Raw genomic sequence first — 23,603 nt, 5'->3', positions numbered from 1 at the left:
TTAGCTACCGCTATCTAGGTTGTATTTTGGTTTTTCGTGTTTAATTCCTTTTACGGCTTCTGCTACTTCTGCTGGCATGTATTCTTCATCATGCTTAGCCAGTACTTCAAAAGCTTCAATCACGTTTGGTTCTACAAGCACACCTTGCGCTACAATACCTTGGCCTTCGCGAAATAAGTCAGGCAAAATGCCTTGGTATTTAATTGTTACCAATGGCCCGGTATCAATCAATTTAAAGCTGACTTGTAAACTTTGTTCATTACGAATGACAGAACCCGGCACAACCATACCGCCAATACGCAACTTTTGCCCTATTTGCGGTTTTTCTTTATCTGGGCCTTTGCCGTCTATTAGCTCGCTTGGTGTATAAAATAAGTTTATGTTTTCTTGTAGTGCATAAAGCACTAGGCCTACAGAGGCACCAATACCAAACAGTACTGCAATAATTACCAATAGGCGTTTTTTACGTCTTGGGTTCATGAGATTTGTTCCTGCTTCGCTTTTTTAATTCGCGCTTCGCGCGCAACTTGCTGCTCTACTGAGGCCATAATACGTTTTGTATCACGTAAAGAGCTAAATAAAATGCCCAACAAAATTAAGGCGCATGTACCAAATGAAAGCCACACGTAAAACCCGTAGCCTCCCATTGCAATAAAATCAGAAAAAGAGTCAAACTGCATAATTTACCCCTTACTTAACAAGGCTCGAACCCAAGGTCGATGCTTTTCACGTTGTAATATTTCATTTTTAAGGCGAATTAACGTTACAGTGCCCACAAACGCTGCAAACGCTAAAATATTTACCATAAGCGGCCAAAACATACTTGGGTCAATGGCTTTTGTATCAAGCTTTGTGATTGTTGCGCCTTGGTGCAGGGTGTTCCACCACTCTACGGAGTAGTGAATAACAGGTAAATTAATTACCCCTACAATGGCTAAAATAGACGCTGCGCGCCCTGCTGATTTTTTATCTTCAAAGGCATGATAAAGCGACAGCACGCCTAAGTATAAAAACAATAAAATAAGTTCAGAGGTTAAACGTGCATCCCATACCCACCAAGCACCCCACATAGGTTTACCCCATGCAGCGCCGGTAATTAAGGCAATAGCTGTAACACATGCTCCCACCGGGGCAATAGCAATTACAGCAAGCTCAGCGTTACGTAATTGCCACACTAAAGCGACAATAGCTGCTATAGCCATAGAAGAGTATGCGCCCATAGACAAAATAGCCGATGGAACATGAATGAAAATAATACGGTAGCTGTCTTTTTGTTGATAATCAGCCGGTGCAAAACCTAAGCCCCAAATCCAACCAACAAGCATACTTATAACCGTAACAACGGCAAAATAAGGCAGTAACGTATTACATAATTGATATGCGCGCTCTGCTTTTGCGTAGGGATGTAACCACTTCCACATATTAACTTACACTCACTTTTAATGCTGACGATATGGCGATGGGTGCGCACATAATAGCAACTACTAACATGGCCCCAAGAATGGCAAGCTGCCCGCTATAATCCAGCGACATAGTACTGGTATCAATGGCTGACGTTGCAAAAATTAAAACAGGAATATACAAAGGCAACACTAATAGGCTCATTAAAATGCCGCCTTTTTGTAATCCCACAGTAAGGCCAGCCCCAATTGCACCAATAAAGCTTAATAATGGCGTGCCTAATAATAATGTTAATACGGTCGCTAACAGCGCAGAACTCTCTAAATTAAGCAATAAAGCAAATAACGGTGTCATTAATACTAATGGTAAACCGGTAACAACCCAATGCGCCGCGACTTTAGCCAACACGGTGAGTGATAGCGGGTACGATGAAGCAATTAACTGCTCTAACGAGCCATCGTTATAGTCGTCTCTGAATAATTTATCGAGTCCAAGCATGGTAGAGAGCAAAGCTGCTACCCAAATAATACCTGGCGCCATTCTGTTTAATAGACCGGGCTCTGGGCCAATTGCTAACGGAAATAAAGAAATAACAATGAGAAAAAACAAGATAGGATTGATAATTTCAGCACGCTGGCGAAACGCAAGCTTTACATCTTTACTAAATACCGCACTAAACAGCAGCCAATATGAATGTTGACGAGTCATCAGTAACGATACTCCAAGGTCACCGTTTGTAGGTTTTCAAACTGTGTTGTTAAATCTTGATGGGTTGTTAGTAAAATAGCGCCACCACTTTTTAAATGCTCAGAAAAACGTTGTTGTAAAAATGCAACGCCATTTTTATCAAGTGCAGTAAAGGGTTCATCAAGCACCCATAGTTTTGCATCGCTTAACCATAATCGCACTAAAGCGACACGACGCTGCTGCCCTGCAGAGAGCATTCTTACCGGCACATCTTCAAGGCCCACTAAGCCAAGCTTAGCTAAAATTGGATATAAGTCGGGCTCATTTGTATAGCCGTTAATGTGCAACCAATGGCGTACGTTTTCCAGTGCGCTGAGCTGCACATTGACACCGGTTTTATGGCCTATAAATAGCAGGTCTGTGGCGTACTCTTCATAATGCTTGGCAATAGCTTGCTGGTTATAAAAAATAGCGCCTTCATCAGGCACACTAAAGCCTGCGACAATACGCAATAATGATGTTTTGCCAGCCCCGTTAGGACCCGCTAATTGCATGATTTGACCGCTATTTAGGCTAAAATTAAGATCCGCAAACAAACAACGTTCTTGCTTGATGCAGGTGACGGACTTAATGTGTAACAAGATGACGTTTCTCTATGCCAAAAATTAGGCGTTAGTCTACCATAATGATAGGGTAATACGAATATTGCTTTAAAATCGATTCACGAAAATTAGCGAAAACTTGATTTAAAATAATGAATAATCCAACGCAAATCACATTATCTAATTCATTGGTTAATAACCAAAGCGCCCCGAGCACTTCGGGCGAATTAGTACAATTACCCGAGCAGGTACTTGCGGCTAAAAATATTCAGTTTTCAAAAGGCTCAATTACACTCGATGTTTTAATTGATAAACACTGGCAAACACTACGCTTAGGCATAACGCATGCCCCTCAAAATACAGACAAAATAGCAAGTGCTAACATACAGCTCAGCGCTGATGGAAAGCAGCTAAATATTACTCCTAACAATACCAATATTACACTTAGCAACGCATCACAACTGCAGCGTTTTTTAAATTATGTTAGTACCGGTAGTGAAATACAAAGTAAACCTTTGCCAGTCAATGTACAGCTTTCGCCGTCACCGCAGCTTATGATACCTAGCCTTAATGCCAGTATTGCAATTAACAAAGAAACCGCACAGCTGTTAAATACCGAGCAGCCATTACAGGTACTTATTAATACAACCAATAAGGGCGCACAAATAAATGTTATTAACCGCTTTGCTGACACCGTCCATACTCAAACTCTCAGCCAACATAAAATTTCGCAGCTATTAACTAACTTACTGCCCAGCGCGCAACTACAAGCAACGCCTAAATTAGCTATTATTTCGCACCCTCAGCATAGCGGCTCGTTCACAACCCCGATAACCAATAAACAGCTTAGTGAATTGCCTAGCAAGCCCGTGGCAGTAAATATTACTAATCAAGCAGATAAGCTGCTCATTAAAACTAACTTACCTAAAATGCAGGTCGCACTTAATAACTCATTTAGTAAACCCTTTACCGACTTGGTTTTATCACAGCAGCAAAATGCAGCCAGACCCTCCGCTGATATAACAAGCCCGCAGTTAAGTGCACAAAGCCCTATAAAGTCATGGTTACAAAGTAGCTTTAGTGATATAAAAACGCGAATTAACGATGCCGTTAAATACTTTGAAAACAAACCCTTTGCGAGTAAAACGCCGCCTTTGCAGGCTCAACAAGCTAAGCTTGATGTAAATAAAACGCCTACACAAATAAACACGCTAACAAACCCTAATTTAAGCAAGCTAAATATAACCGCAGAAGTTGCTAATCATTCTTTTACCCCTAGCAGCCCTTTAGCTAAACACTTTGCGCAGCTTCCTCCTTTAGTGCAAATAACCCAGCAATTAAAGGCGAGTGTGTCGTTATGGCAATCAGCAAACAACGCAGCTCAGCCCCATGCAGTGAGCGCCCAACCAACAAATGTAAGTACGCAAGGCAACTCTTCTGTGCCGCTGAGTTTAAAAACACTACATGCCACAACTTCACAGGTAAATACTCCTAACCAACCCAGTTTGTCTCACTCACTTTTTAACACAGCTGTAAGTCAGCAGTTACAACCAACAGAGGCTAAACTTTTAACCTCGCTTTTAAATTTGCCAACAGAGAGTGAGCGCCCAAATAGCGCTTCCAACCCTAAAACATTGTTGAGTAGCCAAATTACTGACATAGCAAGTAAAGCTACTCAAAATACACCTGATCTTACGCGTTTAGTGAATCAAGCTTTTAATAGAATGGTCTCCAGTACTAATGTGCACCCAGCCACCATACAGCGAGAGCTTTTAAGTACCTTACAACCGCTTACTACGCCAAACGACACACTACAAAGTAGCTTTACAAAAGGGCTTGAGCAACTTGCGGTTACTATTTTAGCGGCGCCAATAATAAGCCAATCAAGTACTTCGCTAACGTTTAATAACCACACAGGGGTTGATGCCCTACTTAATGTGCTTTTACCTACTTTTAAAGTAGGTAATGGCGCGGATAAACTATTAGAGCAACTTCAACAAACACAAATACAAGAGCTTGCCCCAGAGCTGCTACAAGTTAAAAATACCCTTAGCCAAGTACAAGTAACTACGCCAAACCAACAAAGCGACACAAACCCGCTAGCACAGTTTTTATTTCCGATGAAACTTCCGCCTGAAGCGGGACAAACAGAGATAACCTTAGGGCAATATAAAAAAGCCAGTGTAGATAAAACCGAAAAAAACGTGTGGTTTGTTAGATTAAATTTTGATTATGCACAGCAAGGGCAACTACAAATAGTGGCTGAGCTTATGGACAAAGCGCTCGATTGCCAACTGCTTGCCTCTAGCCAAGAAGTAAGTGCAATTGCACACCCTCATTTAGATAGCCTCAGGGCTAAATTAGCTCAGCATGGCTTGCAAGTAGGCGAGCTAAACTTAAAACGCGGAGATGCTAGTCATCAAGCGTTTTATCAATCGCATGCCATTATAAATATTAAGGTTTAACATGACTGACACCTCTAATTTAGCAGCAAATAATAAATCCGCGATTGGCCTGTTGTATGAAGCAGGAAGCACCCCCGCGGTAAGTGTAAAAGGGTTTGGCGAGTTGGCTGATGAAATAATCGCAGCAGCGAAACAAAAAGGCATTATGATCCACCAAGATGAAGCACTTGCTAAAACACTCTCTCACTTAGAATTAGGAGAGGAAATACCTAAAGAGCTTTATTATGTTATTGCTGAATTGATTGCTTTTTCGTACGTGCTTCGTGGGCAGTTCCCACCTGGCTGGCAAGACTTTCAAGGTAAGCTAAATGTAAAGGCATAACTAGGTGGATGAATTATATCTCCCCATTTATTAAGTATTACTGCACATTGGTATTGTGTAGTTAAAAGCAAAAAAGACGCTAGGCGTCTTTTTGTTTATGTAACGAAAATAATAGTTCAGCCTCAGCCCTAGGAAGCTCGCACTCGCGTATCACCTCATCTAAATCTGCGCCAAGCTCAACCATTTTAACAGCACGAGAATATATTTTTGCGTCTGGGTCATCATATTTTTGGGCAGCTTGTTGTTGCATCAACTCTTGATTTTGTTGCTCAACTTCAAGTACGCGCTTACCAATACTTAAAAGCCCTGTTCTGAGCTCAGACACTTCACTGCGTAATATATGTGTTTGCTCTGAGGTATCTTTTAATTGCTGTGATACCGCATTAAGCTCCGCCGACTGTTTATTTTTTAATGCAACAATTAGCGCCAGGGATATTAAACCTATCCCTAGCGCTGCTATTGCGATACTGAGTAACAACATAATTTTAGTGGTAAAGCTTAAATATCGCTTAACTCATCCCATTCGTCATCGCTAAGTAATTTATTTAAATCGACTAAAATAAGTAATTCGTTATCGCGGTTACATACACCTTGGATAAACTTAGCGCTTTCTTCGGTACCAACATTTGGGGCGCTGTCTATTTCAGAGCTGCGTAAGTACACAACTTCAGAAACACTATCAGCTAAAATACCAATTACTTGCTCTTCTGCTTCAATAATTAAAATGCGAGAATTATCAGTTGCATCCGCAGCAGGCAAACCAAAGCGTGCACGAGTATCAATAACAGTGACTACGTTACCACGTAAATTTATAATGCCAATAACGTATGAAGGTGCACCAGGTACTGGGGCAATTTCGGTATAACGTAAAATTTCTTGCACCTGCATTACGTTTACGCCATACGTTTCTTCTTCAAGCTTAAACGTTACCCACTGTAAAATTTCATCGTTGTTATCTGCGTTTTTATTCGCTGATAATAGTCTATCTTCGCTCATGCTGTTACCCCGTAATGGTCGTTACTACTGACGGCTATCTAAGCCTTTTTCTAATAGTGCATTTAAATTATCTACATCTATTAAAGCACACATTTTTTCTTTAATAACACCGGCAAGCCAAGGGCGTTTGCCACTGTTTTTTCGCCATTTTACATCTTCTTTACTCAATGTAATGTTATTTATTAACTTTTCAGCCAATAAACCCCAGTTGCTATCGCCTAAGGTTATTAAATACTGATAATTAAGAGAGGCCTCTAACTTTTCATCGTACTTTTCAGGCATTACCCAACGGGCAGTATCAACTACGTTTAGCTTTTCATCTCTATTAAGCATAACGCCTTTAAACCACTTTGGCTTACCAAATAAATGATTTACTTCACCTAATTGATGAATTCCTCCAAGCGCTTTCAAAGGAACTGCCAATGTTAAACCAGCCACTTCAAAAAACAGAGCCTGAAATTCACCTTCAAAGTAATCTTCTTGGCTATGTAATAAAGGAGCAGGTTCTGTACTTAACTGAGTTTGCACCTCAGCTGTCTCTACTGGCTCAGGCTCAATAGGTGCAGGTGGCGAAATAGTGGCATCAGCCTCGCTATTACTCTCTTTTACTTGCTCAGAATAAAGCTGCTCGGTTACTTTTAATTGCGCTTTGGGCTTTAAAAGTACTTCGTCGTTTTGTAAGGCACTAGGTACTTGCTCAAGTAGCTTTGCTACAGGCTCAAGGTTTTCCTCAGGTTCGTCTTCGCATAATAGCGCCCCTAAGTATTGAGTCATTACTTTTTCATTAGCAAATAATTGCTTACTCATTCATTAACCTTGTCCAATTAAATAATCTAATAACGCTTTATAAGCGTAAACCCCACGCGAACGTGGGCAAAACTCTATGGGTACCTTTTGTGCAAGGCTTGCATCTCTAAACTTTGTATCAACGGGGATCACCCCTGGCCATACTTTATCTTTATATGTATTTTGTAACGTTTTGTAGGCTTCAAGCGACGCTTTAGTGCGCTTATCATACATAGTAGGGATTATAGTATATTGGTACTGTTTCGCTTGAGAGCTTTGCATTAATTCCATAGTGCGCATCATTCTATCAAGCCCTTTGAGCGCCAAAAACTCAGTTTGCACAGGCACTAAAATACGTTCGCTGGCGGCTAATGCGTTCACCATTAAAACACCTAAAACGGGCGGGCAATCAAGCAGCGCATAATCGTAATGTTCACTAATTTTTGCAAGTGTTTTTTTTAAAATTAAGCCCATTCCCGTTTTATTGCCCATGCTTCTATCGAGGGTTGCTATAGCCATCGTCGCGGGCAATATATCCAGGTTTTCCATGGTAGAGGGGCACAATGCTTGAAGTACTTCTTCACTTTGCATTGAGGTGCCGCGGGCAAAAATATCGTACACACTGACTTCTAAATCTTCAGAATCAATACCAAAATAGTACGTTAGTGAGGCGTGAGGGTCGGTATCAATGAGTAATACGCGTTTACCTTGCAAGGCCAAAATACCAGCAAGACTGACAGCCGTTGTGGTTTTACCTACACCGCCCTTTTGATTTGCTACTGTCCAAATCTTCACATTAAGTCCTAATTACTGTTCATTGCGCGTGGTGATTCTGATGCCACCATGAGGTAAACGAATTATTTTAATAGAGTTATCATCAGAGGGAAGTTCGACCTCTGGCTCAGGCGCAGCTTGTTGCACTTGCTCATCAGGCTCAGCTTCATTTTCGGTGGTTTGTTGTACTAAGCCATACTTAGAAAGCGCAATAACAACTTTACGATTCTCTGCTCGACCCGCTGCGGTGTCGTTATCGGCAAAAGGTGAGTATTGCCCATACCCCTCGATTGCCATTCGCGCTGGGTTAATTCCTAACGTTTCTAATTCAACTAAAATAGAGGTCGCCCGTGCAACTGACAACTCCCAGTTAGAGCGAAACATTTCATTGCGAATACTTTCGTTATCTGTGTAACCTCTTACCCTTATGTAGTTATCTACTGGGGCAATAATATCTTTTACAATTTTTACGACTTGCTTAGCTCGCGCGTGGGCCACAGAGCTACCACTTGAGAACAGCATTCCTGAACTTAGCTCAATAATAAGCCAATCTTGGTTGAGCTCTAAACTTGCTTCTCCATCACGAATTTCATCAATAAGTGCTGAATGTAATTTAGTTAACAGACTATCGAGTGGTTTACCTAAATGTTTTTGTTTTATATTGCTGGTATCACTATGTCCATCTAGCAGCTCTGGGCCAGACTCCTGTTTTTGAATGCTCTCACCGTACAATAACTCTTGCTCTGGGGTAACACGGTCAGTAAGTAGCCCTTCGCCTGTCACGCCCTCACCTTGTTGCGATTGCTGCCTTGCTGATTTGTCAAAAACCTGTTCTAGGGAGTCTGAGAGGATTTGAAAGCTTTCTTCTTTATTTATGGCAATGGCATACATAACCACAAAAAAGGCAAACATAATGGTCATATAATCAGCATAAGAGACTAACCAACGTTCTGTATGTTGATTTTTTTCAGCTGATTGACGTAAGCGCCGGCGTAACATAAAAGTTACTCTACCACGACATTAGGGCGCTCTGTGCGATAAGCTTCAAGCTTTAATTCTATGTTAATAGGACTTTCGCCAAGGCTTATAGCAATCACCCCTTCGGCCATCATTTCATGGTAAAGCATTTTTTGCTCTACTCGCTGCTTAAGCTTATTGGCCATAGGTAAAAATAATAAGTTAGCTAAACCCACCCCATATATTGTTGCAATAAATGCGGTGGCGACCCCTGCGCCTAGCTTTTGAGGGTCGGTAATAAATGACATTGCTTGAATAAGACCAAGTACAGCCCCTAAAATACCTATAGTTGGGCTATATCCGCCCATGGCTTCGTACACTTTACTTGCTTCAAGTAAGCGGTCTCGTTCAAGCATTAAATCTATTTCTAAGGTGTCGCGTAGCTTTTGCTCCGAACACCCATCTACTAGTAAACTAAGCCCTTTTGCTGCATAAGGATCTGGGTGACTAAGTGCCTCTTTTTCAAGCGCTAAGTACCCTTCCTGGCGAGCTTTATGCGACCACGTTTTAATTTGCTCTATGGCTTGCTCAATATTGTATTGAGGTGAAAAAAACACCCAATGGCTCATGCTTAGCGTTTTTTTAAAGGTGCTTGTGGCCGTTTGCAACATAACAGCCCCTAAGGTGCCGCCAAGTACAATAATAAGTGCAGGGCCATTAAATAACGCCGTGACAACGCCACCCTCTAAAGAGTAACCAATCGCTATAGCGCCCAGCGCAATGATTAACCCTAAAACAGAGAGCTTATCCACAACCAGTCTCTCTTTTTATTCTTGCTGCTACGTCGTTTAACGCTAAATGCTCAGAGGCAAGCCCAGCGTTGGCAATAGCTTGAGGCATACCGTATACCACACAGCTTTTTTCATCTTGCGCCCAAATGGTTGCGCCAGATTGCTTAAGCATTCGCGCGCCATCACGTCCATCAGCGCCCATGCCGGTTAAAACAATAGCAAGTACGTCTCCTTGGTAGCTTTTAGCAACACTTGCAAAAGTAACATCAACGCTTGGTTTGTAGCTTATTCGTTCACTATTATCTTCAAATACACGCAACGTTTTGTTACCACTTCGCCCCTCTACCATCATTTGCTGTCCACCAGGTGCTAAGTAGGCTGTGCCGGCTTCTAGCCTGTCACCTTGTTGCGCTTCTTTAACGCGTATTTTGCAAAGGCTATTTAAACGTGCCGCAAACGCAGGCGTAAATGCTGCCGGCATGTGCTGAATTAACAAAATAGGGTGTGCAAAGTTAGCAGGTAATTGGGTTAATATGGTTTGTAAAGCAACTGGCCCGCCAGTTGAAGTGCCAATAGCCACTATTTGATAGTGTTTACCGCTGGCACGCGTGGGCATACTGGGTGTAGTTCTTGTCTGCACTGGGGCAGCACGTTGAAAGCTTCTATCAGGTTGTTTAAGCGATGAGCTTGTTGTGGCAAGTTTGCTTGCAGGTGGAGCAGTTGTCTTACTTGATGTTAATGGCCTAACAGGGCGTGGAGCACGCCTGCGACCAATTTCCTTCACTTTGGCTTGTAATAACTTGATTGCATCTTCGTTATTTCGTGCAATGTCTTCAAACTTTTTCGGTAAAAAGTCCATAGCTCCGGCATCAAGTGCATCTAAAGTTGCGGTTGCACCGTCGCGGGTTAATGAAGAAAACATAAGTATTGGCGTTGGGTTACTCGCCATAATTTCTTTTACTGCGCTAATACCATCAAGCACAGGCATTTCTACATCCATGGTGATCATATCTGGACGTAACTGCGCTGTTTTTTCTACGGCTTCTCTACCGTTAACAGCAAAACCTATTACTTCGATACCGCTGTCTTGTTCAAGGATTTCGCTTACTCGACGGCGAAAAAAACTGGAATCGTCAACAACTAAAACTTTTACGGCCATTGCGCTCTCTTATTAAATTTATGTGTAGGCATACACAGGTATGCCTACATTTTATCCTGCGTAATGCTTAAGCATATTAGGTACATCCAGAATCAGCGCAATACCACCGTCAGATGTAATTGTTGCACCAGCCATTCCTGGCGTACCTTGTAATAACGCATCAAGAGGCTTAATAACAACTTCTTCTTGGCCAATTAATGAATCAACCACAAAGCCAACTTGCTGAGTACCTATTTGTACAATTACCACATGACCTTGCGCTTTTCGCTGAGAACAATCAGCACCTTTAACTAGCCAATGCTCTAAGTAAAATAGCGGTATCGCTTTTTTACGAACAATAATTGTAAGCTGACCATCTACAACATTGGTTTTGGTTAAATCTAAGTGGAATATTTCACTCACACCAGCAAGTGGTAACGCAAACGTTTGCTCACCAACAATAACCATCAGCGTAGGTAAAATAGCCAGTGTTAATGGTACTTTTATTTCTAAAATAGTCCCTACGCCCAACTCTGACTGTATACTCACAGAGCCATTAAGCTGCGTAATTTTAGTTTTTACTACATCCATGCCTACGCCACGGCCAGAAATATCAGATATCTCTTCTTTGGTCGAAAAGCCTGGTGCAAATATTAAGTTATACGCTTCTGTATCTGATAAGCGACTTGCCTGATCATGGTCAATAACGCCTTTACTGATCGCTATTTTTTTCAGTTTTTCCGCATCCATACCTGCACCATCATCTTTAATGGTTAACAAAATATGGTCGCCTTCTTGCGAAGCCGATAATGTAACGTTACCGGTTCTAGGCTTACCCGCAGCTTCACGCGCTGCTGGCATCTCAATACCATGGTCAACTGAGTTTCGTACTAAATGCACCAACGGGTCGGCCAGTGCCTCAACTAAGTTTTTATCTAAATCGGTTTCTTCACCTACAAGCTGTAAATCAATTTCTTTATTTAAGCTACGGGCTAAGTCACGTACTACGCGAGGGAATCGGCCAAACACTTTTTTGATAGGCTGCATTCGCGTTTGCATTACTGCACCTTGAATATCAGCAGTAACCACATCAAGATTTGATATCGCCTTACCCATCGCTTCACTGTCTGTATTGGTCGCTAAACTGACCAACCTATTTCGTACTAATACCAACTCGCCAACCATATTCATTATTTGATCTAAACGCTTTGTATCAACACGTACTGTGGTTTCAGCAGGTGGAGGCGTAGCTTTTTTAGGTGCAGCGCTACTCGCTGGTTTTTCAGCCACTTTAGGTGTAGGCGCAGCGGCTTTAGCCGCCGGAGCTTGTTTTGCTGCAGGTGCTGGCGTAGGCTTTTCTGGCGTAGGTTTTGCTGGCGTTTGAGCTACAGGTGCAGCCTTAGGTGGCTGCGGTGCAGGTGTGTCAGCTTCTTTTGATTCTGGTGCGGCGCCTTTACCATGCAGTTCATCAAGCAGTGCTTCAAATTCATCATCGCTGATTTCATCATCACCGCTATCATTTGTAACAGCCGCTGGTGGTGCTGTGTGCTTTACTTCTGGCTCACTGCTTGAAGTATCTCCTGCAACTGGACCAAAACTACCTACACCGTGTAATTCATCTAATAAACTGTCAAATTCATCATCGGTAATATCTGAACTTGAATCTGGCTCTGCACTTGCACTTGGTTGCGACACCGGGCTTTGGCCTTTGCCGTGTAACTCATCGAGTAAGCTTTCAAATTCATCTTCTGTAATTTCGTCAATTTGCGTGCTATCTGCTGAAGGGCTTGAACCTGCCACATCAAATAGTTCATCAAATGCAAATGGGTCTTCATCATCTGTTGCGCTAACGGGAGCTCCGGGTTCTTGTTCAACAACTTCGGGGGTTGTTTCAGTAAGCTCGTCATCCGTAGGCGGTTGGCCAAGTTTATGAAGGGTTTCTAATAATTGAGGGTCTGCTGGGTCTGGCTGTTCGCGGTTTTGAATAGTGGCAAACATTTCATTAATGGTATCTAGTGCTTGTAAAATCACATCCATTAATTCTGAATTAACGGTTCTAACCCCTTGGCGTAAGAGATCAAATACGTTTTCAGCACCATGACAGGCATCAACAAGCTCAGTCATAGCTAAAAAGCCTGCTCCCCCTTTTACGGTATGAAAGCCCCTAAAAATAGCATTTAGTAACTCAGTATCTTCTGGGTTATTTTCTAGCTCAACTAACTGTTCAGATAAAAGCTCTAGGATTTCTCCGGCCTCTACAAGAAAGTCTTGTAAAATATCTTCATCGACTTCAAAGCTCATGCAGTTACTCTCCTCTTAGAAGCCCAAACTTGATAATAGGTCATCGACCTCGTCTTGGTCAGATACAACATCATTTCGCGACTCTTTATCAATAATAGGGCCTTCAGGACCTGCTAATGTTTGTGCGGCAACCTGTTCTTCTGTTTCTTGTTGTTCTTTACTTTCAGCAATGCTGTCATCTTGTGCAGCAAATGCTGTTAAAAGGTGGATTAAACTTTCTTCTACTTCTCTGACTAATTCAATTACACGGCGGATAACCTGGCCGGTTAAATCTTGAAAATCCTGCGCCATTAGTACATTAGTCATTAAAGTTTGCAACTCATCGGTTTTATGATGAGAGCTGTTCATAAACTTGTCGATGCTGTGGCATAAGGTTTTAAACTCGCCCAGCTCTATTTCGCGGTTCATAAGCCTATCCCAAGTAGGCTTAATATGTGCAATTTCATCTGCTAGCTGCTGCGCAATAGGGAGGCTTGCTTCGACCGCATCCATTGTCTTATTAGCTGCATTTTCTGTCATTTCCATGACATAGTTTAAGCGCTTTTTCGCATCCGGAATTGCATCAGTGGTTAAATCGGTTAAACGCGTATCAAGTTCAAAGCTTTTAAGGGCTTCGTGTAATTGGCGTGTTAACTTACCTACTTCAGCAAAAAGCTGCGATTGCTCTTGAGAGGCAGTATCTAAAATTAATTGATCTGCTTTATCTTGCTCACCATTTTCTAAAAAAACGACGAGCTGACGAGCTTGTTCTAAAGTAATTTGAGGCGCAGCTGGTGCTGACATAAGCCTCTCCTCTCATTAACCTAAGCGTTCAAACACTTTTTCTAATTTAGTTTTCAAAGTACCAGCAGTAAATGGCTTAACAATATAGCCATTAACACCTGCTTGCGCTGCCGCTATTATTTGTTCTTTTTTAGCTTCTGCCGTCACCATTAAAACCGGAATATGTTTTAATTTTTCGTCAGCTCTAATGGCTCTTAGCAAGTCAATACCCTGCATGCCTGGCATGTTCCAATCGGTTACAACAAAGTCAAAAACCTGATTTTGCAACATAGGTAATGCTGTAGAACCATCGTCAGCTTCTTGAACATTCGTGAACCCTAGGTCACGCAACAGATTTTTTATAATACGTCTCATTGTAGAGAAATCATCAACAACAAGAATTTTCATGTTTTTATCCAAAACATCCTCCGGTGAGGTCTTAACCTATAATTTACTTACTACTAGTTTATCCAGTCATTGATTTTTGCTTTGAGCTTAATCATCGCCTGACCATGTATCTGACTTACACGCGATTCACTTACATCGAGTATATGCCCAATTTCTTTTAAATTCATTTCATCGTTGTAATACAAAGAAAGCACCATTGCATCTCGCTCTGGTAAAGACTTTATTGCCTCTAACAATGAATTATTAAACCGTTCATTTTTAACATTATTAAATGGTTTGTCTAGCGCTAAATCTTGACCTGCAGGGCTAATAACATCTTCATCTACCCCTAGGTCTTCTATACCAAGCACTTTACTGGAATTAACATCATTTAAAATATGATGGTATTCTTCTAGCGAAATATCAAGTTTTTCAGCTACTTCAGTATCTTTTGGTTCTCTATTTAAGCTATTTTCTAATTCTGTGATAGTTTCGGCTACTAATCGGCTTTTACGGTGCACCGAACGTGGTGCCCAATCCCCTCTGCGCATTTCATCAAGCATAGCGCCGCGAATACGAATACCAGCAAACGTTTCAAAGCTTGCCCCTTTACTGGCGTCAAAGTTTTTTGAGGCCTCGATAAGGCCAATCATTCCCGATTGAATTAAGTCATCAAGCTGAACGCTAGGAGGAAGACGAGCTATTAAATGGCACGCCACTTTTTTGACAAGCGACGCGTGCTTTTCAACAATCACATTTAAATTTTGTGTTGATTGATATCCCATAGCTCTTTTCACCGATGTTGTCATAATCAGCCGTTTACTAGCTTCTCAATGAAAAACTCTAAATGTCCTGAAGGTTGATTAGGTATAGGCCATTTTACTGCTTTTGTCGCTAATGTTTTAAACGCGACTGCTGCTGGTGAATTAGGGAAAAGATCGACAATTACTTTTTGTTTACGCGTAGATTTACGCATATTTTCATCATATGGAATAGTCGCAACAAGCTCCATAGACACATCTAAAAAGCGGTCTGTTACTTTAGAGAGCTTTGCAAAAAGCTCTTGGCCCTCGCGCATACTGCGCACCATGTTTGCAACAATTTTAAATTTATAAACGCCATGTTCGCGGCTAAGTACTTTAATAAGCGCGTAGGCATCAGTAATAGAGGTCGGCTCGTCACACACCACCACCATGACATCTTGCGCTGCACGAGAAAAACTCAGCACCATGTCAGAAATACCAGCGGCGGTATCTACAATTAAAATATCAAATTCGGTATTAAGCTCACTAAAGGCACGAATTAACCCAGCATGCTCAGATGGGGTTAGCTCCACCATACTTTGCGAGCCTGATGTAGCAGGCACGATTTTAATACCGCCTGGGCCTTCAACTAAAATCTCGTCAAGTTCGCACTCGCCTGAAAGGACATGAGATAAGTTTTTTTCAACACGTAGTCCTAGCATTACATCACAATTAGCTAGGCCTAAATCGGCATCTAATACTAATACACGATTACCCTGCTGCCCTAAAGCAATAGCAGTATTTAAAGAGACATTGGTTTTACCCACCCCTCCTTTACCGCCGGTGACAGCGATAACTTTTACGCCGTTGTTGTTGTTTTGACTCATTTTGCGCAGGCCGCTTGCTTGATCTAATACTGTGTTAATCATACATCCCTACTGTGCTTGGCGCCACTGCTTGGTGCCTTGAATGTTGTGCTTTTGCTCTTTTTAAATACAATTGCTCAGCTTTTTTTACTAGTTTTTCAGCATTTGCAACGCGAATATCTTCTGGTACACGCTGACCATTAGTAAGATACCCTATTGGAAGGCGATTTTGAATCGCTATACTAATAATCTCACCTAAACTTAATGATTCATCTAACTTAGTGAAAATACAACCGCTTAGCTGAACCTTTTTAAAATGTCTTACGGTTTCTTGCAGTACATTTATTTGTGCTGTGGCACTTAATACTAAATAACTACGTATATCTACTCGCTGGTTGCGCATTAACGTATTTAATTGCTCTGTAAGGCGTAAATCACGTTGGCTCATACCCGCTGTATCAATTAATACTAGACGCTTATTGCGTAAATGATATAAAACTTCAGCTAATTCATTGGCATCTTTTACTTGTTTAACACCACAACCAATAATACGACCATATGTTGCAAGCTGCTCATAAGCACCAATTCTGTATGTATCAGTGGTGATTAGGGCAACTTTGTCGGCGCCATACTTTTGTGCGCCTAATGCGGCAAGTTTAGCTACTGTGGTTGTTTTACCTACACCAGTAGGCCCAACAAGGGCGTACACACCTCCTTGGCGAAGAATTTCGTTATTGGTGGTTTGCATTTGATCTTCAACCATTTGCAATAATGCTTTCCAACCTTGCTGACGCGATACGTCATCTGGAATAAAACACGCCATTTGCTCTGCAACGTCTTTATCTATTCCCATGCCAACTAAACGGTCAATCATGCATGCACGTGTAGGGTCGCGACGTGCCATATCTTGCTGCATTAAACCCGATACTTGGTGTTCTAATAACTGGCGAATTGCGTTCATTTCATCACGCATCGCGCTCATTTGGGCGCTTTCGTTGTTATTAGCTTGACTACGCGGTGCAACCGGCGCATCTAACTCGTCAAAGTCTTGATCTAAGTCATCAAAGCCTAGGCTGTCTGCTTGGGTTTGCATGCGTTTTGGCGCTTCATTTTCGCGTGCAAACATATTTGTCGTACGTGGCTGTGCTGGCTCTTGGTAATGCTCAGACGTATCAATACCTGATTGCGAAAACATAGAGGCTAGCTCAGGAGAGCGAGGGCGTGGCGACTGGCGCTCTAATAAAGCTTGTAAGCTATCTGCTACTTTTGCTTGTGGCTCAGGTTGCGCACGCTTAGGCTCTGGCTTTACAAAGTTATGAGTAGGCTGTTGCACGGCTCTTTGCGAAGCAGGCGCTGCCTGTGGTTGTGCTGCGGCTTTAGGGGCTGCTTTGTCGTAATCTACTGCGGCAACAATTTCTACACCATTAGCGAGTTTTTTGTTCGACATAATAACGGCATCAACACCTAGCTCATCTTTAACTTCTTTCAGTGCGGTGCGCATATCTTTGGCAAAAAAACGTTTAATCTTCATGGTTCAACCCCTGTTAAAATCTTTATTGTTGGCCTACTGAGCTGACAATCTTGATCTGTCTTTCATCTGGTACCTCTTGATAAGACATCACCCTTAAACCCGGTATGGTGTACTTAACAAAGCGAGATAACACAGTGCGTAACATTCCTGACGTTAGCAATATTGAAGGTTCTCCGGCCATTTCTTGATTCTGATGCGCTTCGTTTAATGATGTTTGAAGTCGCTCAGCAAGGCTTGGTTCTATTCCGGCACCTTCGTCGCCTGCATTTTGTAATGACTGATGCAACATCTGTTCCAACTCAGGCGCCAAGGTTATGACAGGGATTTCTGATGACATTCCCACAGCGTCTTGAACTATTAAACGGCGCAGCGAAATACGCACTGCAGCTGTTAAAACATCGGCATCTTGACTACGTGGGCCGTACTCTACAAGGGTTTGAACAATAGAGCGCATATCACGAATAGCCACCCCTTCGTTTAATAAATTTTGCAGTACTTTTACAACGGTTGTCAGTGGTAGTACTTCTGGCACTAACCCTTCTACTAAACGTGGATGGCTTTTAGCTAACATATCAAGCAGGTTTTGAACCTCCTCATGCCCTAGCAATAATGCGGCACTGTTAGTTAATAACTGGCTAATGTGGGTGGCTACCACAGTGGCTGAGTCGACCACGGTGTAACCTAGTGACTGTGCTTCGTCTTTTTGATCAGGCTTTATCCATACCGCATCTAGGCCAAATGCTGGGTCTTTGGTTTCAACCCCTTTAATAGGACCAAATACTTGCCCAGGGTTTATGGCCAGTTCATCGCCATGTTTGAGTTCGCCTTCACCACTTGAAACCCCCATCATGGTAATACGGTACGCATTAGGGTCTAACTCTAAGTTATCGCGAATATGTACAGGCGGTACTAAAAAGCCAAGCTCCTGAGATAGCTTTTTACGCACCCCTTTAATTCGGTTGAGCAGCTCACCACCTTGAGATTGGTCAACAAGCGGAATAAGCCTGTAGCCAACTTCTAAGCCAATAACGTCAATTTGTTGTACATCGTCCCATCCAAGCTCTTTTTGCTCTTGCTTGTTTGCAACGCCAGTACCGGCAACGGCACCACTTTCAGCCTCTTGGGCTGCTAGAGCAGCGGCTTTTAATTTTTGCTGCTGAGTAAAGTAAGCTAAGTAGCCAAGTAGTGCGCCTAAACTTAAAAAAGCAATATGAGGCATACCCGGAACCAACCCCATAATGATTAAAATACCTGAGGCGATAAATAATGATTTTTCGTTACCTAATTGGGCTTTAAATTGCTCACCCATGTTATGTGATTCGTTTTGGCGAGTAACAACAATAGCAGTACCAATAGAGAGCAGTAATGAAGGAAGCTGCGCCACAAGGCCGTCACCAATGGTAAGTAAAGTATATACTTCCATTGCGCGGCTAAAGCTCAAGTCGTGTTGGATCATGCCCACAAATAAGCCGCCAACAATATTAATAATTAATATCACGATACCGGCAATGGCATCGCCTTTTACAAACTTACTCGCCCCATCCATAGAGCCGTAAAAGTCGGCTTCGCGGGTTACTTCACTGCGGCGCTCACGTGCTTGCTCTGCACTAATAAAGCCAGCGTTTAAGTCGGCATCAATCGCCATTTGCTTACCCGGCATAGCGTCTAACGTAAAACGAGCCGATACTTCAGAAATACGCCCTGCACCTTTGGTTATTACTACAAAGTTTATGATGATCAGAATTAAAAACACCACTAAACCTACCGCGTAGTTTCCGCCAATAACCACTGAGCCAAACGCTTCAATTACCTTACCAGCCGCATCGCCCCCGTTGTGACCCTCAAGGAGCACCACGCGTGTACTGGCAACATTTAGGGCTAAACGCATAATTGTAGCGATTAACAATACCGCCGGAAACATACCAAATTCGAGGGGTTTCATGGTGTAAACAGTCACCAGTAAAACAACTAAGGCAAGGGCAATATTAAATGAAAATAATATATCAAGAAGAAATGGCGGCAGCGGTAAAATAACCATACCCAGCGCTGCAAGTACTAATAGCGGTGTGCCAACACCTTTGGCATACTCTTTTTTATCTTTGTTAAGTTGTTGTAATACCGCTTTAAAATCCATAACTCTACAATTCAATAAATTGACACTAGCCTGAAATTGCAATAACTATTCCAAGTATAGAGTCAGCAATAGATTCATTGAGTATTGATGCAAAATTTAAAGCAAGTGAGAGACAAGAGCGTATGGGCTTTATGGTTTGAATTTGCAGCCCCGTGTTGATATTTATAAAGTGTGGTTAGCTCAACACACTCTAATCGTATTTGAAGTCATCAGGTATGGGCAGTTTAGACTTAAGCGGAATAGGTCGTTTACCACGCCCTTTTTTAAACCGTTTAAGCTGAAATACATAGGCTAAAACTTGTGCGACAGCGGTAAATAGCTGATCTGGGATCTGTTGGCCTATTTCGGCGGTATGATAAAGCGCCCGCGTAAGCATAGGAGATTCTACAATCGGTACTTCGTTACCTTTGGCTATTTTACGAATTTGCATAGCCATTTCATCTATCCCTTTGGCAAGTACAATCGGTGCACCTGCTCGCTCAGTATCGTATTTTAGCGCCACAGAATAGTGAGTAGGATTGGTTACAATTACGTCGGCATCGGGGACATCTTGCATCATTCTTCGCTGCGACATTTGCCTTTGTGTTTGCCTTATTCGCGCTTTAATTTGCGGATCACCCTCTGAGTTTTTGTACTCGTCTTTGATCTCCTGCATTGTCATTTTAAGTTGTTTGTTGTGGTTATAACTCTGATAAGGCGCATCTATTGCGGCAATAATCACCAAAGTGCACGACAACCCTAAAAACATCCACGAGAGTATTTCAAGGGCATGAATTATATTACTAGGTGCGCTTTCAATACTTAAATGCAAAATTTCATCAAAAAAAGTTTGAATCAAAAACACCGCAAAAATAGCCACCAGCGCAAACTTCAATATAGATTTTACAAGCTCTATCGCTGCTTGTGGGCCAAACATGCGTTTAAAGCCCTTCATTGGCGACATTTTACTGGGTTTAGGTGCCGCGGCTTCCCAACTAAAATTAAAGCCGCCGAGTAAGGTATTTCCTATAAATGCCGCAATAACAATAATTAAAACAAACATCGCCATAGGAAACAGTAACGCACTGGCCACCTCACTCCACACCGCAAACATTTTAGTGGTGTCGTAGGTTTCACTGCGATTTAAAGACAGCATCCTGCCCATAATATTGTATAAGCCTTTGCCTATTTCGGGCCCATACAACAGCAACGAAATTGCAGAAAAAATAAGTACAAACATAGTACCTAGTTCTTTTGAGCGTGCTATTTGGCCTTTCTTTTTAGCATCTTCGAGCTTTTTGGAGGTGGGTTCTTCTGTTTTTTCTTGTCCTGAATCTTCAGCCATTGCCCCTCCTACTCCGTACAGCCAACAAGGCTACACATTAGCTCAATCATTTTTAACCACTGAAACTCAAATTGGGTCACAAAATTACCCAAGGTGGCCCAAATAATCATTAAACCGGCAACTAATGTAAACGGAAAACCTATTGAGAAAATGTTTAATTGCGGTGCTGCGCGGGTCATAATACCAAATGAAATATTAATAATGAGCATGGCCGTTAGAGGGGCTAAAGCCAATACCAATGCAGTGGTAAACATCCAGCTGCCCCACGTTACTATGTCCCAGTAATGATCAACAGCCCACCACTGGCCATTTATAGGCAACACCGAAAAACTATGCACCACCATTTGAATCATCATTAAATGGCCATTAAAAACAAAAAATAACAAGGTCGCTAAAATTAAGTAAAACTGGCCAACTGCAGGCACGCTCGCACCATTTGAAGGGTCTATAACAGAGGCAAAGCCCAAACCGGTTTGCATTGCCAGTATTTGCCCAGCAAGCACAAAAGTATTTAGCATTAGCGTAGAGGCAAACCCTATCGCAACACCTATCAACATTTGCTGAATAACCACCAGCACCATTTCAAAAGAAAATAAATTGGTAAATGTTGCAGGAGGCAGCGCTGGCACAACTAAAAACGTTACCACTACCGCCAACCCCATTTTAATGCTCGTAGGTACGTTTTGCGCGCCTAAGCCCGCCATAATCATGATCATAGAGCTGATGCGAACTAAAGGCAGTAAAAAATCACTTAACCATTGAATAACAACAGAAAAAGGAAATTCCACAATTAGCCTGCAATTTCAGGAATGAGTAATACTAGGCGGGTAAAAAAGTCCATTAGCTCTTGAGTAAGCCAATGCCCACCTACAATAAGTGCCCCAATGGTAATTAATAATCGCGGTAAAAAACTTAGGGTTTGTTCATTAATTGAGGTTGCCGCTTGGAACACCGCCACCACTAAACCAACAAGTAAACCTGGTACCACAATAGCTGATACCAGCTTAATAACTAAAAACAGTGCATCGCTAAGAATATCAACAAAAATTTCTGGTTCCATGTTGTACTCCTAATGTTTAAAAGTGCGAATGTAAAACATGGTTTATGTCCCTAAGCCAAAGCTTTTGGCTAACGTGCCCATTACTAGGCTCCAGCCATCGACCAGTACAAATAACATTATTTTAAAAGGCAAGGACACTATCATGGGCGAGAGCATCATCATACCCATGGCCATTAATACCGAGGCAACCACTAAATCCACAATTAAAAACGGTATAAAGAACATAAAACCAATAATAAACGCGGTTTGTAGTTCACTGGTCACAAATGCAGGTATTAACACAATAAGCGGCGTGGCCTCTGGCGAGTCAAGCTGGTCATAACCTGCTATTTTGGCAAACGTTTCTAAGTCTTTTAATCGTACCTGCGAGAGCATAAAGGCCTTCATGGGCTCCTTTGCAAGCTCTAATGCTTGTACCGAAGTAACTTGTTCATTTAAATAGGGTTCTATCGCACGTTCGTTAACTTGCTGATAAATAGGCGCCATAATAAAAATACTTAAAAAAAGCGACATCCCTAATAAAACTTGGTTTGAAGGTGTTGATTGTAAACCAATGGCTTGGCGCAAAATGGCCAGTACAACAATAATTCGGGTAAACGAGGTCATCATAATTATGGCAGCAGGAATAAAGCTCAGCGCCGTCATAATTGCCAGTACTTGCAAGGTTACAGAGTAATCTTGCGTCCCGTCGGCATTGGTTGTAATGGTTAGAGCGTCTATGCCCTCTGCACTGCTTGCAGCAGGTACAAATAACACAGCTAAAATAATCAGCAGCCACTTTATCATAGGGTTAATTCTTTTTATTTTGATTCGTTTGCGGGTTTAGTAGTTTGCTAAATCGCTTAGCAAGTTCTGGCAGTTCTTTTTCACTTAACGGCGTGTCTAATTTATGTAAGTAGTTAATACTGTGCGGGGTGACCCCTAATAAATGCTGCGCATTATCTATTTCAACCACCATTAAGCGCTCTCGTGAGCCAAGCGGTAAGCTTCGCACCACTTTAAATTCTTCGCTATTAGCTAAATTTGGGTTAAGTTTTTTAACAAAAAATGCCAGCACTACAATCAGTACTAGCACCGCAACCAACGACAACACCATAGACAAAATGTCGGCCGTAGGTGTTAACGTTTCTGCCTTTGTAAATACTGAGTTTGTTAAAGCAGCAAGGGAGCTCATCGTAATTTTTTGATCCGCTCTACCTGACTAATAACATCCGTTAAACGAATACCAAATTTATCATTCACTACAACCACTTCGCCATGGGCAATGAGCGTACCATTTACTAATACATCCAGTGGTTCACCGGCTACGCGGTCTAGTTCAACAACAGAGCCTTGGTTTAGCTGCAGTAAGTTACGAATATTTATTTTAGAGCGCCCTACTTCCATAGAAATAGTCACAGGAATATCTAAAATTGTATCGAGTTTACGCTTTTCGTCACCGCTAAGTTCATGTTTAGCATCACTTAGTTCATCAAGCTCTGCTACATGCGCTTCGGCGCTCTCATCACCGCCTTCGGCTTCAGCTAGGGCTGCTGCCCATTCGTCCATTGTGTCTTGATCATCGCTCATACTTTTA

27 protein-coding genes are annotated in these 23,603 nt (G+C 42.1%); 2 read left to right on the top strand and 25 right to left on the bottom strand.

All coding sequences use genetic code 11. The features are described from left to right. From ccmE to ccmA, 5 genes are read right to left on the bottom strand one after another with little or no spacing between them, the layout of a single operon-like run. Positions 1 to 480 (bottom strand): cytochrome c maturation protein CcmE, encoded by a 480-nt coding sequence (gene ccmE / locus AN395_RS10840; RefSeq protein WP_004588324.1) that lies wholly within the window; start codon positions 478 to 480, stop codon positions 1 to 3. Next, positions 477 to 680 (bottom strand): heme exporter protein CcmD, encoded by a 204-nt coding sequence (gene ccmD / locus AN395_RS10835; RefSeq protein WP_004588323.1) that lies wholly within the window; start codon positions 678 to 680, stop codon positions 477 to 479. The genes ccmE and ccmD overlap by 4 nt, the downstream gene beginning before the upstream one ends. Positions 681 to 683: 3 nt before the next feature. Then, a complete protein-coding gene (locus AN395_RS10830) occupies positions 684 to 1,421 on the bottom strand; it encodes a heme ABC transporter permease (RefSeq protein WP_004588322.1) in 738 nt (245 codons plus the stop codon). A 1-nt stretch (position 1,422) separates the two neighbouring features. Further along, positions 1,423 to 2,109, bottom strand: coding sequence for a heme exporter protein CcmB (gene ccmB / locus AN395_RS10825; protein ID WP_004588321.1), 687 nt, complete (start codon positions 2,107 to 2,109; stop codon positions 1,423 to 1,425). Further along, positions 2,109 to 2,729 (bottom strand): cytochrome c biogenesis heme-transporting ATPase CcmA, encoded by a 621-nt coding sequence (gene ccmA / locus AN395_RS10820; RefSeq protein ID WP_095206646.1) that lies wholly within the window; start codon positions 2,727 to 2,729, stop codon positions 2,109 to 2,111. The genes ccmB and ccmA overlap by 1 nt, the downstream gene beginning before the upstream one ends. Positions 2,730 to 2,842: 113 nt before the next feature. Between ccmA and AN395_RS10815 the strand changes: the two genes are divergently transcribed. Together AN395_RS10815 and AN395_RS10810 are read left to right on the top strand one after the other, a co-directional pair. After that, complete coding sequence (locus AN395_RS10815) at positions 2,843 to 5,155, top strand: flagellar hook-length control protein FliK (RefSeq protein WP_054983009.1); 2,313 nt, start codon at positions 2,843 to 2,845, stop codon at positions 5,153 to 5,155. Between the two features lies 1 nt (position 5,156). Continuing rightward, complete coding sequence (locus tag AN395_RS10810; protein ID WP_004588318.1) at positions 5,157 to 5,477, top strand: EscU/YscU/HrcU family type III secretion system export apparatus switch protein; 321 nt, start codon at positions 5,157 to 5,159, stop codon at positions 5,475 to 5,477. A 79-nt stretch (positions 5,478 to 5,556) separates the two neighbouring features. Here AN395_RS10810 and AN395_RS10805 read toward each other — a convergent pair whose 3' ends face one another. From AN395_RS10805 to fliN, 20 genes are all read right to left on the bottom strand, one after another. After that, positions 5,557 to 5,958 (bottom strand): DUF2802 domain-containing protein, encoded by a 402-nt coding sequence (locus tag AN395_RS10805; RefSeq protein ID WP_004588317.1) that lies wholly within the window; start codon positions 5,956 to 5,958, stop codon positions 5,557 to 5,559. Positions 5,959 to 5,975: 17 nt separating this feature from the next. Next, positions 5,976 to 6,473, bottom strand: coding sequence for a chemotaxis protein CheW (locus tag AN395_RS10800; protein WP_004588316.1), 498 nt, complete (start codon positions 6,471 to 6,473; stop codon positions 5,976 to 5,978). Between the two features lie 24 nt (positions 6,474 to 6,497). After that, a complete protein-coding gene (locus tag AN395_RS10795; RefSeq protein WP_004588315.1) occupies positions 6,498 to 7,280 on the bottom strand; it encodes a chemotaxis protein CheW in 783 nt (260 codons plus the stop codon). A 3-nt stretch (positions 7,281 to 7,283) separates the two neighbouring features. Beyond that, positions 7,284 to 8,054 (bottom strand): ParA family protein, encoded by a 771-nt coding sequence (locus AN395_RS10790; RefSeq protein WP_054983008.1) that lies wholly within the window; start codon positions 8,052 to 8,054, stop codon positions 7,284 to 7,286. 12 nt (positions 8,055 to 8,066) lie between these two features. Beyond that, positions 8,067 to 9,032, bottom strand: a complete 966-nt coding sequence (locus tag AN395_RS10785) for a flagellar motor protein MotB (protein ID WP_054983007.1) — start codon at positions 9,030 to 9,032, stop codon at positions 8,067 to 8,069. Positions 9,033 to 9,037: 5 nt separating this feature from the next. Then, entirely contained in the window at positions 9,038 to 9,802 is a 765-nt protein-coding gene (locus AN395_RS10780; RefSeq protein WP_029773814.1) for a flagellar motor protein, read from the bottom strand. Next, the gene (locus tag AN395_RS10775) at positions 9,795 to 10,940 is read right to left on the bottom strand and encodes a chemotaxis response regulator protein-glutamate methylesterase (protein WP_054983006.1); all 1,146 of its coding nucleotides are present in this window, start codon (positions 10,938 to 10,940) and stop codon (positions 9,795 to 9,797) included. The genes AN395_RS10780 and AN395_RS10775 overlap by 8 nt, the downstream gene beginning before the upstream one ends. A gap of 51 nt (positions 10,941 to 10,991) precedes the next feature. Further along, complete coding sequence (locus AN395_RS10770) at positions 10,992 to 13,220, bottom strand: chemotaxis protein CheA (RefSeq protein ID WP_054983005.1); 2,229 nt, start codon at positions 13,218 to 13,220, stop codon at positions 10,992 to 10,994. Between the two features lie 15 nt (positions 13,221 to 13,235). Beyond that, entirely contained in the window at positions 13,236 to 14,003 is a 768-nt protein-coding gene (locus AN395_RS10765) for a protein phosphatase CheZ (RefSeq protein ID WP_054983004.1), read from the bottom strand. A gap of 15 nt (positions 14,004 to 14,018) precedes the next feature. Continuing rightward, complete coding sequence (gene cheY / locus AN395_RS10760) at positions 14,019 to 14,402, bottom strand: chemotaxis response regulator CheY (RefSeq protein ID WP_004588308.1); 384 nt, start codon at positions 14,400 to 14,402, stop codon at positions 14,019 to 14,021. 41 nt (positions 14,403 to 14,443) lie between these two features. Beyond that, positions 14,444 to 15,154 carry an RNA polymerase sigma factor FliA gene (locus tag AN395_RS10755; protein WP_024032309.1) on the bottom strand — a complete coding sequence of 237 codons (711 nt, stop codon included), beginning with the start codon at positions 15,152 to 15,154 and terminating at the stop codon, positions 14,444 to 14,446. A 26-nt stretch (positions 15,155 to 15,180) separates the two neighbouring features. Continuing rightward, positions 15,181 to 16,041 (bottom strand): MinD/ParA family protein, encoded by an 861-nt coding sequence (locus AN395_RS10750; protein ID WP_054983003.1) that lies wholly within the window; start codon positions 16,039 to 16,041, stop codon positions 15,181 to 15,183. After that, positions 16,034 to 17,509: a flagellar biosynthesis protein FlhF gene (gene flhF, locus AN395_RS10745; protein ID WP_024032311.1), complete on the bottom strand. Its 1,476-nt coding sequence runs from the start codon at positions 17,507 to 17,509 to the stop codon at positions 16,034 to 16,036. Before flhF ends, AN395_RS10750 begins: the two co-directional genes overlap by 8 nt. 22 nt (positions 17,510 to 17,531) lie before the next feature. Continuing rightward, positions 17,532 to 19,643, bottom strand: coding sequence for a flagellar biosynthesis protein FlhA (flhA, locus tag AN395_RS10740; RefSeq protein WP_024032312.1), 2,112 nt, complete (start codon positions 19,641 to 19,643; stop codon positions 17,532 to 17,534). A gap of 190 nt (positions 19,644 to 19,833) precedes the next feature. Continuing rightward, positions 19,834 to 20,967, bottom strand: coding sequence for a flagellar biosynthesis protein FlhB (gene flhB, locus AN395_RS10735; protein WP_054983002.1), 1,134 nt, complete (start codon positions 20,965 to 20,967; stop codon positions 19,834 to 19,836). An 8-nt stretch (positions 20,968 to 20,975) separates the two neighbouring features. Further along, a complete protein-coding gene (gene fliR / locus AN395_RS10730) occupies positions 20,976 to 21,755 on the bottom strand; it encodes a flagellar biosynthetic protein FliR (RefSeq protein WP_054983001.1) in 780 nt (259 codons plus the stop codon). 2 nt (positions 21,756 to 21,757) lie between these two features. Beyond that, a complete protein-coding gene (gene fliQ / locus AN395_RS10725; RefSeq protein WP_004588301.1) occupies positions 21,758 to 22,027 on the bottom strand; it encodes a flagellar biosynthesis protein FliQ in 270 nt (89 codons plus the stop codon). A 42-nt stretch (positions 22,028 to 22,069) separates the two neighbouring features. Then, positions 22,070 to 22,813 carry a flagellar type III secretion system pore protein FliP gene (fliP, locus tag AN395_RS10720; protein WP_024032315.1) on the bottom strand — a complete coding sequence of 248 codons (744 nt, stop codon included), beginning with the start codon at positions 22,811 to 22,813 and terminating at the stop codon, positions 22,070 to 22,072. A gap of 4 nt (positions 22,814 to 22,817) precedes the next feature. Further along, positions 22,818 to 23,201 (bottom strand): flagellar biosynthetic protein FliO, encoded by a 384-nt coding sequence (gene fliO, locus AN395_RS10715; RefSeq protein WP_004588299.1) that lies wholly within the window; start codon positions 23,199 to 23,201, stop codon positions 22,818 to 22,820. Further along, positions 23,198 to 23,596: a flagellar motor switch protein FliN gene (gene fliN / locus AN395_RS10710; RefSeq protein WP_004588298.1), complete on the bottom strand. Its 399-nt coding sequence runs from the start codon at positions 23,594 to 23,596 to the stop codon at positions 23,198 to 23,200. Before fliN ends, fliO begins: the two co-directional genes overlap by 4 nt. Positions 23,597 to 23,603: the final 7 nt, after the last annotated feature.

This window comes from Pseudoalteromonas sp. P1-30 (assembly GCF_001400005.1).
GTDB classification, from domain to species: domain Bacteria; phylum Pseudomonadota; class Gammaproteobacteria; order Enterobacterales; family Alteromonadaceae; genus Pseudoalteromonas; species Pseudoalteromonas atlantica.
This window is presented reverse-complemented; position numbering and strand designations above follow the sequence as displayed.

What these genes read in the sequence shown, in the direction of transcription:
- ccmE (WP_004588324.1), bottom strand. Translation starts at nt 480, where the DNA reads ATGAACCCAAGACGTAAAAAACGCCTATTGGTAATTATTGCAGTACTG.
- ccmD (WP_004588323.1), bottom strand. Translation starts at nt 680, where the DNA reads ATGCAGTTTGACTCTTTTTCTGATTTTATTGCAATGGGAGGCTACGGG.
- AN395_RS10830 (WP_004588322.1), bottom strand. Translation starts at nt 1,421, where the DNA reads ATGTGGAAGTGGTTACATCCCTACGCAAAAGCAGAGCGCGCATATCAA.
- ccmB (WP_004588321.1), bottom strand. Translation starts at nt 2,109, where the DNA reads ATGACTCGTCAACATTCATATTGGCTGCTGTTTAGTGCGGTATTTAGT.
- AN395_RS10815 (WP_054983009.1), top strand. Translation starts at nt 2,843, where the DNA reads ATGAATAATCCAACGCAAATCACATTATCTAATTCATTGGTTAATAAC.
- AN395_RS10810 (WP_004588318.1), top strand. Translation starts at nt 5,157, where the DNA reads ATGACTGACACCTCTAATTTAGCAGCAAATAATAAATCCGCGATTGGC.
- AN395_RS10805 (WP_004588317.1), bottom strand. Translation starts at nt 5,958, where the DNA reads ATGTTGTTACTCAGTATCGCAATAGCAGCGCTAGGGATAGGTTTAATA.
- AN395_RS10800 (WP_004588316.1), bottom strand. Translation starts at nt 6,473, where the DNA reads ATGAGCGAAGATAGACTATTATCAGCGAATAAAAACGCAGATAACAAC.
- AN395_RS10795 (WP_004588315.1), bottom strand. Translation starts at nt 7,280, where the DNA reads ATGAGTAAGCAATTATTTGCTAATGAAAAAGTAATGACTCAATACTTA.
- AN395_RS10785 (WP_054983007.1), bottom strand. Translation starts at nt 9,032, where the DNA reads ATGTTACGCCGGCGCTTACGTCAATCAGCTGAAAAAAATCAACATACA.
- AN395_RS10775 (WP_054983006.1), bottom strand. Translation starts at nt 10,940, where the DNA reads ATGGCCGTAAAAGTTTTAGTTGTTGACGATTCCAGTTTTTTTCGCCGT.
- AN395_RS10770 (WP_054983005.1), bottom strand. Translation starts at nt 13,220, where the DNA reads ATGAGCTTTGAAGTCGATGAAGATATTTTACAAGACTTTCTTGTAGAG.
- AN395_RS10765 (WP_054983004.1), bottom strand. Translation starts at nt 14,003, where the DNA reads ATGTCAGCACCAGCTGCGCCTCAAATTACTTTAGAACAAGCTCGTCAG.
- AN395_RS10755 (WP_024032309.1), bottom strand. Translation starts at nt 15,154, where the DNA reads ATGGGATATCAATCAACACAAAATTTAAATGTGATTGTTGAAAAGCAC.
- AN395_RS10750 (WP_054983003.1), bottom strand. Translation starts at nt 16,041, where the DNA reads ATGATTAACACAGTATTAGATCAAGCAAGCGGCCTGCGCAAAATGAGT.
- flhF (WP_024032311.1), bottom strand. Translation starts at nt 17,509, where the DNA reads ATGAAGATTAAACGTTTTTTTGCCAAAGATATGCGCACCGCACTGAAA.
- flhA (WP_024032312.1), bottom strand. Translation starts at nt 19,643, where the DNA reads ATGGATTTTAAAGCGGTATTACAACAACTTAACAAAGATAAAAAAGAG.
- flhB (WP_054983002.1), bottom strand. Translation starts at nt 20,967, where the DNA reads ATGGCTGAAGATTCAGGACAAGAAAAAACAGAAGAACCCACCTCCAAA.
- fliQ (WP_004588301.1), bottom strand. Translation starts at nt 22,027, where the DNA reads ATGGAACCAGAAATTTTTGTTGATATTCTTAGCGATGCACTGTTTTTA.
- fliP (WP_024032315.1), bottom strand. Translation starts at nt 22,813, where the DNA reads ATGATAAAGTGGCTGCTGATTATTTTAGCTGTGTTATTTGTACCTGCT.
- fliO (WP_004588299.1), bottom strand. Translation starts at nt 23,201, where the DNA reads ATGAGCTCCCTTGCTGCTTTAACAAACTCAGTATTTACAAAGGCAGAA.
- fliN (WP_004588298.1), bottom strand. Translation starts at nt 23,596, where the DNA reads ATGAGCGATGATCAAGACACAATGGACGAATGGGCAGCAGCCCTAGCT.